Genomic DNA, 12578 nt, shown 5'->3' with positions numbered 1-12578 from the left:
ACCTAATTACACATAGACAATGTGCAGAATCTACATAGTAATTTTCGGTGTTGGCAGCACCGTTTCACTCAGTTCGAGAAAAGCCTCGCGGGCAAGTGACCCGGGTCGAACGGACCAAGCCAAGCCATGGTTCATAAAATGGGGCTTGCCACTGAGCGGCACATACACGGCCCCGGGCGGCACGAAGGCGGCGATGCCCTCGGGCAGCAACGTGACCCCGATACCGGCAGCCACCAGCATCATCGTCATATAGGGGTCGGTGATCTCCTGAGCCACGTGGGGATAAAAACCAGCGTCGGCACAAGCCCGCATCGTCGACTCGTACAGGGCGGAGCCCGCGGCCAGGGGAGGCGTAATAAAGGGGTCGTCCGCCAGATCCGCCAGGTCAACTGCCGACTTTGAAGCAAGCGGATGCTCCGTTGGAAGCACCACGCCGAAGGCCTCCTGGGCCAACAGCCTTGCATTGATGCGGGTCGAGTCCACCGGTAGCCCGACAAAGGCCAGGTCAAGGACGCCGGAATCCAGTTGGTGCATGGCATCCTGGGTCATCACCCGCCCCACCAAGGTGAGTTCGATGTCCGGGTACGTCTTGCGCAGGGCCCTGGTGAGGGGCGGAAGCGAAAGATGGTTGAGCACGCCGGTAAACCCGAGGGCCAGGGTCCCATAGACCCGTCCCTCGGGCACCTTCACGGCCTGGGCGGCGATCCTCAACTGCTCAAGGACCTCGCGGGCATGCGGAAGCAGCGCATGCCCCGCCGTGGTGAGTTCCACCGAGCGGGTGCTGCGCACAAAGAGCTCGGCACCCAGCGAGCGCTCCAGCTTGCGGATGGTCTGGCTCAGAGGCGACTGGGCCATGCGGAGCTTTACCGCCGCATTGCCAAAATGCAATTCCTCGGCAACCGCGATAAAGGCTTCCAACCACCTAATTTCCATGTCGACCTCCGCACGTCGCTACCTGGTCTTGAGCTTCTCCAGACTACCCGCAGCAGGGCTGCCGGCTGCTGCGTGGCGTGCGGCGGCCCAGCCGAAGGTCATGCCGGCCCCCACTTGGACCCCAGCCCCGGGGTATTCCGAACCCATGACCGAGGCGGCGTCGTTTCCGACGGCGTAGAGGCCGGCAACCGGCTCGCCCTCGGCATTCAGCGCCTGCCCGTTTGCATCGGTTTGGATCCCATAGGAAGTGGCCAATGGTGTCGGCACCACGGCCATGGCATAGAACGGGCCTGTGGACACCGGGCCGATGTTCGGGTTTGGCCCATGGGCAGCATCCCCCGCCACCTTTCCAAAGAGCAGCTCGCCCTTGTGGAAGTCCTCGTCCACACCGGTCATGGCAAAGCCGTTATAGCGTTCCACCGTTGCCTCAAGGCCCGCGGCGTGCACGCCGATCTGACGGGCCAGATCCCCCAGGTTGTCGGCTTCGTAGAGGTAGCCGTCCTCGATGTAGCGCCGTAGGGCAACCCGGGGCAGATGGGGCATGGTGATCATTCCCAGCCCATACTTGGCCAACGTGCGCGAGTCGACGATCAGCCAGGCCGGCACGGCTTCGGCCTCCGGGGAATTGAACATGGCCCGGACGAAGCGGTGGTACGAGACCGACTCGTCCACGAAGCGCGTGCCGCTGGCCCCAACGGCGATGACGCCTGGCTTGGCCCGGTCCCAGATGTGCGGGAAGACCACCTCGGAGCCGTCGGCACGCCGGCCGACGGAACTCGGGAACCAAAGGGCGTTTTCCCCGTCGTCCCGTCCAAGTGCGGCACCCGCCCCCTCGGCAAGGGCGAGGGTATCGCCGGTGGCACCTTCCCCCGCCCTCGAGTAGCGCGGAGTGGGCCTGGGCATGAGCTTTTCGCGCAGTGCCGGGTTATGGGAGAAGCCTCCCGCGGCCAGCACCACACCCCGGCGGGCGCGGATGCGCAGCGTCTTGCCGTTGTGCACGACCACGGCGCCGACCACGCATCCGGCCTCGGTGAGCAACTCAGTGGTGTGGGCCCCGAAGCGGAATTGCGCACCTCGGTTCCGGGATTCGTGGAAGAGTCGTGCCACCAGGCCGTTCCCCATGACCAGCCGGGTCCCCCGGGGCCGGGTCAGCCGATCGAGCGCCCATTGGAGCCCGAGCGTGGCGGCCAGCGCCACGGCCTTTCCCCGTTCGGCCAGCGAACCGGTGTAAAGCTTGAGCAGCACCGCGACGTCGGGGCGACGCAGCATCAGGGACCCGCCCATGAGCGCAAATTCCGGCACCGGCGGACGTACGCGGCGGAAATCCGAGGCGGTCAGCTGGCGTCCATCGAACGGCTCCGGTTCCAGAGCCCGGCCTGTCTGGCCGGTTTCGGGCAATTCCGAGTGGTAGTCAACCACGGCCGGCGAGCGCAGGAACCTGACCCCAAGGTCGTGCATTTCATCGAGCATCTTCGGGGCAGTGTCCAAATAGGCCATGCGACTCTCGCGTGGGGCCTTGTCCCCCACCACGGCATCGAGATAGCGCGCGGCACGGGCGTGGTCGTCCAGGTTTCCGTCTTCGCGCTGGTACCGGTTATTGGGCACCCAGCAGGTGCCGGCCGAATAGGCCGTGGTTCCGCCGAGGTACTCGGTCTTTTCCAATGCCAGAACGCTGAGGCCCTGTGCCGCTGCCGTCAACGTCGCCGACAGACCTGCCGCTCCGGTTCCGAGGACCAAAAGATCCACTTCCTGGTCCCATTGCTTTACCGGGTTCTGGTTCATGGCTCTCCTTCAAGGCACAGGTGCTGTGCGTCACTGGCTCGTAGTCTCCGTTCATTATGAGACCGGAATCTATGTACTGTCCATAACTAATTTGGTCATCGATTATGTTCGATTTCAGGATAAAGGCCCATCTGCACAAGGTGCCTCGACGAGGCCCGCGCAGGCCGCGGGAGCAGGGCGACGTGCGGAAATCGCGGGAGACGCCAAAAACGCCGCGGGCGCAGGCACTGAAACTATCGATTCGGCCCGGGATAATCTCTCGCGTCCGGCACAAGCGCGCGCACTAGCCAGCCATGCGGATCCTGCCGGCGACGGATTCCAGGCGCTGGTCGCGGACCGCCAGTTCCAGCCCCTGTTGCAGGCGCGATGAAACCTTCTGGGTCATGCGCCCGTATCCCAGGACACCCATGGCCTCCCGCTTGAGCTCGTCGACCCCGGACTCCCCGGCCAGCGACGCCCGCGCACAGATGACGTTGGCAATCTCCCGAAGGCTGATGTCCTCAATGTCCAGATTATGTGCCGCGAAATTCGTGCGGTAATCGACCCACCGGGCCGGTTCCTGCCTGGAAGGCCAAATGAATCCCTCCGCATCAACCGTGTAGGACTTCCGGGGCAGTGCCGCCAGCATCGATTTTTCACGTGCCGCGGACACCCTGCCGGATGCGTGGGCGCCGATGGCCAATCGTGCCAGCCGCGTTTCGTGGATCGGCCATTCCGCCCCCGCGATGTCGCCCAGCAGCGCGGCTGCCTTCTTCTTGCCGGCCGTGCTCCTGAGTTCGTCAAGGTCGCCAAGTGTCCCCACCGTGCGCACGTCCCACGGCTTGTACGCGGTGGCCTTGCCCGGATAGGCTTCCGGCCGCCCATCCGCCGCCCCGTCCTGGCCGCCACGCAATGCCGGGCCTTCGCCCGGGGACTTCACGGCGGCCGGAGCCGCTTCCCGCGCCGCACGCGCCTTGCCCGCCTTCTCCACCTCGGCATCGAGGGAGTCCAGCACGGCCCCGGCATCCTGCAGCCAGGCCGGAAGCCAGATCCGCGCGACCGATTCCCAGCCCAGCAGTCCGCGCAGGATTTCCTGCGGCAGGCCGTCGCGGTCGCCCACGGTCCGGCGCCGCGCCCACGGCTCGTTGTCCAACAGGATCGCCTGCAACGGCTCGGTCGGGCGGGCGGGATCCGCAACGGTCAGATCGATCCTGAAGTCCGAGAGTCCCACGTTCGTCGCCACCAGGTGGCCGCGTTCCTCCAGCGCCGCCGCCACCTGCTCGCGGTGCCGGTCCCGCGCCACGGCCGAATCCGACCCGTTGTCCAGCGTGCGGGTGCCCTCGGCGGCAAGGTCAAGGTAGGCGCGCAGGTGCTTGATGCCCAGGGCCGAGGAGTCCTCGGCCCGCAGGTCAGCGGGGTCGAAGCTGGAGAACACCACGACCTGGCGCCGGGCACGGGTGATGGCCACGTTCAGCCGGCGCTCGCCGCCGACATTGTTCAGCGGGCCGAAGTTCAGCGGCAGCCGCCCGCGTGCGTTGGCGCTGAAGGCGGTGGAAAACAGGATCACGTCGCGTTCGTCTCCCTGCACGTTCTCCAGGTTCTTCACGAACAATCCCTCGTCGTCCGTTTCCAGCGCGGCACCCAGGCGCTCGTCCGGGTCATCGCGCAGCAGGCCCTCGATCAAATCGCGTTGCGGGGCGTTGAAGGTGACCACCCCGATGGACGGCGTGGACACCGGGGAGGCATCGAACCGTTCCTTGATCTCCGCGACGATGCGCCCGGCCTCCACCGGGTTGGTGCGCAGCACCTCGCCGGGCCCCGTGCGGTGGAAGGTCCCCTCGACCCGCACCAGGGAAATGCCGTAGCCGTCGGGGCCCGCGTGCGCGGCGCCGTGGCGCGGGGACGGGAAGGATGAGAGCTTGCCGTCATAGTAGTGCCGGTTGCTGAAGGCGATCAGCGATTCGTCCTGGCTGCGGTAGTGCCAGGACAGCCAGCGGCGGGCCACCCGGGCCATGACCGCCTCGGACAGGATCGATTCCTCGTCGGCGACCAGCAGCCCCGATTCCGGATCCTCGTCCGGCTCGACCGAGACCTCGGCGAAGGAGCCCGGCGGCATCTGCTTCGAATCCCCGACGATGACAGCGGACCTGGCCCGGCCCAGGGTGCCAATGGCGTCGGCCACGCGGATCTGCGAGGCCTCGTCGAAGACCACGATGTCGAACTCGCCGGCCCGCGGCGGGAAGAACCGGGCGGCGGAATCGGGGCTGACCAGCACGCAGGGCAGGATGGTGGTGACCAGGTCCCCGTAGGAGTCCATGAGCTGGCGCACGCTGAGCCCTCCGCGCCGGCGTTCGAGCTGGCGGGCCAGCTCCCCCACGCGGCTCTCGGCCTGCTTCAGCTTCTGGGCACGCTGTCGAGTGATCGCCTCGGGCAGGGACTTGGCCACGTGCCGGCGCAGCTGACGCGACGAGTCGGTGAATCGCTGGATGGCGCGCGCCTGGGCATCGGTGCTGAATTCATCGAATCCGTGGGTGGCAAGCCGTTCGGCCAGGGCCGACTCGGCGGTGCCGCGCAAGAACCCGCGCAACGCATCTTCGGCCGGGATCCCGCCGGTGGCAAGTTGCGCCCAGGCCGCACCGAGGCCGTGGGCCTTCAGCGGTTCAAGCGCCTCGACAAAGGCGACCCAGCGTCCGAGCCCGCGCTCGGCGGTGCGCCCGGTGCCCCGGTCCAGGCCGGTGCGCCGGTACCTGCCCAGGAAACCGGCGGTGTCGGGCCAGGCGTGTCCGGCGCGCAATTCGGACGGAATTGAATTCCGCAGCGCGTCCCACGCTGCGCCGATCCGTTCCAGTTCCCCGGAACGCGCCGGATCGGCGGGGGCGCTTCCTTCCAGCACCTCGCGCAACAACGCCGCGTACTCCCGGTCCCCTCCGGCATGTGCGAACAGGTCAGAGAGCCGGACCAGGTTTTCCCGCTGTTGCGCGAGCAATTCGATGTCGCCGTCGACAAAGGGGTTCCAGTTCCCGGACAGGGTGATTCCGGTCAGGGAGCCCAGGCCCGCGACGAGTTTGGCGCACTGCGCCCGCGCCTCGATCATGCCCTCCACGCTGGCCACGAGATGTTGCGCCGTGTCCTCGCCGCCGATCCAGCGCTGGCCGAAGTGCTCGGCGATGACCTGCAGGCGGCGCCTCTTTCGGCCGATCCCCAGGAAACCGAACCTGTTGGCAAGGGTGGCTGCCTCGTGAACCGGGGCAAGATCCATCCGAAGCACCGACGGCTCCACGACCTCCGGCAGCCAGGCCATGTCCTGGACCAGGGAGGTGGCTTCGGTCAGCAGCGCCTCGCTGCGCGAGCGCCACTCCTCCGTCGCGGCGGCATCGAGGACCGGCAGCGGGACCCCGGCTTCCAGCAGACGGGCCAGGGAGAGCAGGTCCCCGGGTTCCGGGGCATGTTCCACCAGGGAGGCCACGCCCGGATCGCGCGTCAGGGTACCTGCACCGTGCAGGGCCAGGTCGAGGGCCTGCGCCGCAGCGAGTATGGCCTGTTGCCGTTCACCACCCAGCGGTCCGCCAATGAATCCCCAGGGATGTTCTTCCCGCGGCCTGGTCGGACCGGCGGTGTCCGGGAGCCGCACCAGCGCCTGGCGCACCTCGTCAACGGCGGCGGGGTCTGCCTGCGCGGCAAAGCGTTCGGGGATGGGCAGTGCGGCAATGGCCGGGTCCATGGACAGTGCGGTGTTGTACGCCGCATAGGCGGAGTAGCCGGCGGGGTTTTCCTCGTGGAGGTCGCGCGCATACCCGGCCAATCGGTGGACGGAAGAGGACAGGTCGGTGGAGGCCAGTTCCATTCCCGCCGTGTCGGCGAAGACCAGGTGGTCCAGTGAGGCCTTGATCTGGGCGCGCACAGCGTTTGGCGAAGAGCCCTTGTCATGCAGGTCCAGGGCGAACTCGCCCAGACCCACCTCGTTCAGGCGCTTGCTCACCACCTCGAGCGCCGCCCGCTTCTCCGCCACGAACAGCACCCGCTGCCCCCTGGCCATGGCATGGGCCAGCAGGTTGGTGATGGTTTGCGACTTGCCGGTGCCCGGCGGGCCCTCCAGGACGAAGGTGTGCCCGGCGTGCGCGGCGGCGACCGCCTCCAGCTGGGAGGCATCCGCCGGGACAGGGAGCCTGGCCGCGAGCTGGTCCAGGTCAACGTCCTGCCCGGCGCCGGTTCCGGCGGGATCGTTGAATTCGCTGGTCGGGGTGTCCACCAGGTGACGCACCAGCGGCGCGGACATGAAGGTTTCCCAGTTTTCGTCCAGGTCCCGCCACATCCGGAACTTGGCGAATTGCAGGATCGCCAAATCAACCGTGCCTTCCACGTGGAAGGGCAGGTCGGCGTCTGCCAGGGCGGCGCGCAGCGCGCCCAATGCGGATTCGAGGTCGATTCCCGAGCCGTCGCGCACCGGATCCTCGAATCCCGGGATGCGCAGGTTGAATTGCTCGTGCAGCTTCTCGCTCAGGCAATAGTTCGGGGCGGAGGCACCGGTCTCGTCGATTTCCAGGCGGAAGTGCTTGCCGCGCCCCGCAGGCCGGAGGGTGACGGGCACCAGGAACAGCGGCGAGCGCAGGGCGCGTCCGTCCATCGACCAGTTCAGTGAGCCCAGGGCCAAATAGAGGTTGTTGGCGCCGCTCTCGTCTATGATCCGCTTGGCCTGGCTGGCCTGGCTGGCCAGGCGGCGCAGCCGGGTGAGGTAGGGTCCTGAATCGAGCTTCGTGTAGGCCCGGCCGCGGGTCAGCAGCAGCTCGATCCGGCGTTCGACCGGAAGCAAAGGCCCCGAAGTGTATCTCTCCTTCTCGAGCGCGCCGATCTCGTCGGCGGGCAGCAACTCGATGCTCCGCCCGTTGTTGACCAGGTCCTCAAGTCCGGCGAGAACGGAGTCGGGGATTGCCAGCGGGAGTCGGGAACGCTCGGTGAAGTTCAGCAGGCGGTTGCGCAGGGAGAGATCCAGCAGCCCGTTCTTCCATGCGGCGATGCGCGGCGGCGCCGTCTGGCCGGTGGGGGCCGGGGCAGCCTGGCGGCGTTCGGTACGTTCCCGGAAAAAACGCTCGAGGGTGTCCGGTGCGGCCGCCCGGTACTCGACCACGACGGGCCTGCCGAACTCCGAGATGCCGCGGGCCGGCAGCGGGCTGATGCCGCTGCGCCGCGCTTGCCGGATGTCGATGGCGTAGAGCAGTGACGCGGCTGCCGACGGAAGCTGTGTGTGGGCCAGTTTGGTCTCGGCGGCGGCTTCAGCCAGGGGCGCGCGCCCGTCGGTGGTGATCGCGGTGGTCTCCACGATGCGCAGGTGGTCGGCGTCGACAAGGTTCGCCAGCGACCGGGCTCCCTCGGCATCGAGGCTGCTGCTGGGCAGCGCCCCGTCCGGGATGCGCCAATAGGCCAGGAACGAATGGCCGCGCACCAGCCAGATGACCGAGTTGATGGCCACGCGCTCGAGCAGCGCGGACATCAGCAGCGTGGTGTCCAAGGCGGTTGCGAGCCGCCCGGTGAGGACTTCCTGGGCCGCGCGAATGTGTTGTCCCCCGAGATCGGCAAGGTCCCAATCCGCGGGCGGATTGCCAAGCCGGATGCCACGGGCGCGCAACACCTCAAAGATGCATTCCACGGACTGGTCGACCCGCTGGGCGCCGCCCTGGCGGGCGTCCAGTGAATCGGCCCCGGTGCGCGCACGGAACAGGTCCCCGGCCTCGGAGAGAATTCCGGTGAGCAGCGGATCCTGCGGCTGCACGAACGCGGCCAAAAGCTCGGCATTGGACTGGGTGCCCGCACCCGGCCAGTAACCGGCCGGAAGCAGCTCGATCGCGCCAGATTCCTCGGCGACAAGTTTTCCGTTCGCTGCCGCCCTGACAATGAGCCTGCCCGGGCGGCGGGTATCGATCAAGGCGAAAGCCGCCGGGTCCAGCACTACGTCCAAGTCATGGAGCGTGCTCACACCAGGCGGGAGTTCCAAGCGGCTCTCGGCCACCGCGGAGACCGGCAGGTTTCCTGCCATCACCACGGCCGTCACCAGGATCGGCAGTGGTTCCCGGCCGGGGTTCTCGAGTACTACGCGTTCAAGGATGCGGGCATGGGTGTGGGCCGAGGCGTAGTTAATGGAAGGACCGTGCGCGATGTCGATCCGGACGCGTCCGTTGCTTAACCCACGTTCGGAGTCCGATGATTGGTCGTCCGCCGTTGAAACCCGGATTAGTTCTGCCACTTGACCCGTCGAATATTCCAGCTTCATTGATCCCAATAATTTGAGGCTGATGTCGAGTACGCGTTGTTCTTCTCCCCGACCGAAGCCTGAACCGTTCGCCCAAGCTTGGTGGACTTCGCGCAACGCAATTGCCCATTCTCGTTGCTGCGACGATAGGTCAAATCCACTCGAGGCTTCACCATCGCTGGCCAGAATCGCATGCAGTTGCGCGGGTAATTCCATGGCGCTTGCGGATGGTCCGGTCCTGCCCACTGCTCGGTCGAGTTGGTCCACCAAGCCCGTCCAGCCCGTTACCGCGGTCCTGGTTGCGCGGTGATCAAACAAGAAAGTTGCTAGGGCATTCGCGACGATTTCCAGTGCCGTTCCAACATAGTCACGGTGGATCGTCAAGATCGCCATCCTAATTCGTAATCGATTGCATTGCGTGTCGCGGGATTTCAGATTCGTTCCCTCAAACCTATCCCAAGCGGGTTTGGAAATTTCCTGGTCCGAGCGGGGGGGTGCTTCCCTATGCCGCCTCACAGCGAAGCCGCCTGTGGAAAGTGTTGAGTTTCCTCAGGCGGCATCGTCGTGTCTCATTAGATTGTTGTCAGTTAAAGAATCGCTGCATCGCCACCAGCGCATGTACAACCGCGATTTACACCGATGGGAGCGGAAATGACCAGCTAGTACCCCGGACTCATAGCAAATGCGATACTGCTCGGGAATGCGTTCTCGTCAGGAACACGCGGTCAGAAACTCTTAATGCGACAAGCATTTTTCAAACACACTCGCCATTGACTTGACGCGGAATTCCTAAGGGATTCGAATCCCTCACCGGCGCTGGCAAGAGATGGTCAGGGAATCCTTGGAAAGCCAGAGGGCGGAGGAAACGATCCATAGCTGCCGTGCCTACGGAGGTGCTTTGCACTGCGGTGCTTGCCGGGTAGGGGCCACCGTGCTGCTGGGCGTAAGTTACAGAAACACCCGTTGGCCACTGATTCCAGAGGACGCGTCCGGCCTTCTGTGAGAGTACATGCATAAGGGATCCCACGTCACATGAATTAGTGCCATGGATCGAAGCCGTCAATTGGCCTTCATAAAGCTTTGCCACTTCGCTGAGCTCCGCAACGTTCTCATAGGTGACGACCAACGCCGCCGGACCGAAACATTCTGCAAGCAACGACTCTGGGGCCCTGCGAATTTGCCCCAAGGTGCTGTGAAAGAGTATTGGGCTAGCATCGCCAGTCGTTCGTGAGGTGGAATCGTTCAGTACTCGTACCCCGTCGTGGCTCTCGAGCCTCCCTTTTCCATCGGAGAAAGCAGCCAAAATTCCTTCATTGAGCAGGGGTGCTTCCGATGGAAGTTCCATATTGCGGAGCTCGTCAAGAATTGCGCTCTCGCTCGGCACAAACAAAGTTCCTGGCTTTGTACAAAGCTGCCCCGCGCTCTGAGTAAAGGAAGTCACGAACTCACGGGCTATGGATTCGCCACGCTCCGCTTCGGCCGCTGGTGTAACGAATACGGGGTTGTTGCTGCCCAATTCGCCGTAGAAGGGGATCGGTTCCGCGCGTCCCGAGGCGATGTCGAACAAGGTTCGCCCACCTGGAATTCCTCCAGTAAACGCACCAGCTTTGATGCGACAATCCGCCAGCGCCTCAGCGCCATTTCGGGTCCCAAAAATGATGTCAAAGGTTCCCTCCGGCGCTCCGGCATCCGCGAGCGCGGTTAGAACCACATCCGCGGTCTTACGTGATAATGCAGGGTGTCCGGGGTGACCTTTGAGCACTACGGGGCAACCAGCGGCCAGTGCAGATGCGGTGTCACCGCCTGCGACAGAGAACGCAAATGGGAAATTGCTAGCGGCAAACACGAGTACCGGGCCGAGTGGCTGCATGGTTCGGCGTAGATCGGGACGAGGGGCACCCATGGGCCACTCGTCGTCCTTATGGTCAATTCGCACATTCAGGAATTCTCCCCCGAGGACCTGCTTGGCAAAGAACCTCAACTGGAACATCGTCCGTTTCAGTTCACCCATTAGTCGGGGTTCAGCCAAGTGTGTTTCCGCCATTGCCAACTGGATGAGTTCATCGGAGGCTTCGTCCAGCCGATCGGCAATGAGTTCCAGTGCTTCTGAACGCGCAATCAGGGTGGTGCCTGCCCAGGTTCCGAATGCCGATTCTGCCTTTGCCAGAATGATTTCCAGCGCGGCTACCGATGTTTCATTTATGGTCTCAAGTGTGAGCGCCATGATTACCTTTCTTAGGAGTGTCAACTAGGCCTCAACCAAGGTTGCAGCAGAAATTAGTCGATCTCTTGATTTCGCTTTTCCTTAGCGAATGAAACTGCTACGACCGAAATGGCGCCACACAGCATAACGAACAGGCCGACCGGGACGTAGCTCCCGGCAAACGCGGTCAGCAGTGCCGTTGCAATGAGTGGAGCGGGGCCACCAGCGATCGCTGCACCAAGCTGGTACCCCAAAGAAGCGCCCGTGTAGCGGATATCTGGAGTGAAGCTCTCGGCAATGAGCGTTCCGATGAGCGATCCATAACTCGGCCATATGATCGCGAATCCAATGAAGCAACCGATAGCCAAATGAATGAGCGATTTCTGGTTCAGAAGCCACAGGTAAGGCAGGATGAAGGCCATAACAGCGATGGACCCACCAATGAATACTGGTTTGCGACCAATCTTGTCGGACAGCGCGCCAAATTTAACCATGGAGAAGACGCCGAGAATCGAACAGATCAGAATTATCGCTAGTACGGGGGTCCGTTCGTAACCCAGCGAAATTGCGTATGAGACGGTGAACGTCGCGAAAATGAAGAACGTAGATGTCTCGACAATCTTGGCACCGGTTGCGATGAGGACCGATCGCCAGTGGTACTTGAGCGTCTCTACGATCGGAATACGCTTTTCGTTGCCGGCAAGTTTCATCTGACGGAAGGAAGGGGTTTCATCGACTCGATGTCGGATCCACAAACCCACCAAGAGCAGAACCGCAGAAAGCAGGAACGGAATTCGCCATCCGTACGTGAGGAACGCTTCCTTGGGGAAAAGTGCGTCGGCGCCAAGCGTGGCAATGTTTCCCAAAGCCAGTCCCAGGAGGGCACCAGTTTGCGGAACTGCGCCGAAGAATCCTCGGCGTTCCTTCGGAGAATATTCGACGGCCAGCAACAGCCCCCCGCCCCATTCACCGCCCAACGCCAGACCCTGAATGAGGCGCAAAATTGTCAGGAGGATGGGGGCACCTACACCAATGGCGGCATAAGTAGGCATCAGACCGATAGCAACAGTAGCAACGCCCATCATAGTCAGGGTGACTAGCAGCGTCTTCTTCCGGCCGATACGGTCACCGATGTGGCTAAACAATATGCCGCCAATGGGTCGTACGAAGAAGGCAAGAGCAAACGATGCAAGGGAGAGCATCTGGCTGGCGGTTGGATTATCCGAGGGGAAGAAGAGCGGACCGAAAACGAGGCCCGACATTGTCCCGTAGAGGAAATAGTCGTACCACTCGATTGTGCTTCCGACCGCGCTACCCCAGAGAGCGCGCTTGCGGTCTTGATTGGTGACGTGAATGGTCACCGCAGACGTTTGGGCTGACATTTAAAACTCCTGTGTGAGTGATCAGGGAATGCCCTAGCTACGCTGCTGTGGCTTT

The 12578-nt window shown here is 63.9% G+C and carries 5 protein-coding genes; all 5 read right to left on the bottom strand.

Annotated features, from left to right (window positions below; all coding sequences use genetic code 11):
* Positions 1-30: 30 nt before the first annotated feature.
* A complete protein-coding gene (locus tag KRR55_RS01420; protein ID WP_254455733.1) occupies positions 31-918 on the bottom strand; it encodes a LysR family transcriptional regulator in 888 nt (295 codons plus the stop codon).
* A 33-nt stretch (positions 919-951) separates the two neighbouring features.
* Positions 952-2715: an FAD-binding protein gene (locus KRR55_RS01415; protein WP_217387251.1), complete on the bottom strand. Its 1764-nt coding sequence runs from the start codon at positions 2713-2715 to the stop codon at positions 952-954.
* Positions 2716-2998: 283 nt separating this feature from the next.
* Positions 2999-8932: a DUF4011 domain-containing protein gene (locus tag KRR55_RS01410; protein ID WP_217387250.1), complete on the bottom strand. Its 5934-nt coding sequence runs from the start codon at positions 8930-8932 to the stop codon at positions 2999-3001.
* A 760-nt stretch (positions 8933-9692) separates the two neighbouring features.
* Complete coding sequence (locus KRR55_RS01405) at positions 9693-11162, bottom strand: aldehyde dehydrogenase (NADP(+)) (RefSeq protein WP_217387249.1); 1470 nt, start codon at positions 11160-11162, stop codon at positions 9693-9695.
* Positions 11163-11215: 53 nt separating this feature from the next.
* Positions 11216-12523, bottom strand: coding sequence for an MFS transporter (locus tag KRR55_RS01400; RefSeq protein ID WP_217387248.1), 1308 nt, complete (start codon positions 12521-12523; stop codon positions 11216-11218).
* Positions 12524-12578: the final 55 nt, after the last annotated feature.

The sequence above is a fragment of the Paeniglutamicibacter quisquiliarum genome (assembly GCF_019084045.1).
Classification (GTDB): Bacteria; Actinomycetota; Actinomycetes; order Actinomycetales; family Micrococcaceae; genus Paeniglutamicibacter; species Paeniglutamicibacter quisquiliarum.
This window is presented reverse-complemented; position numbering and strand designations above follow the sequence as displayed.

What these genes read in the sequence shown, in the direction of transcription:
- KRR55_RS01400 (WP_217387248.1), bottom strand. Translation starts at nt 12,523, where the DNA reads ATGTCAGCCCAAACGTCTGCGGTGACCATTCACGTCACCAATCAAGAC.
- KRR55_RS01405 (WP_217387249.1), bottom strand. Translation starts at nt 11,162, where the DNA reads ATGGCGCTCACACTTGAGACCATAAATGAAACATCGGTAGCCGCGCTG.
- KRR55_RS01415 (WP_217387251.1), bottom strand. Translation starts at nt 2,715, where the DNA reads ATGAACCAGAACCCGGTAAAGCAATGGGACCAGGAAGTGGATCTTTTG.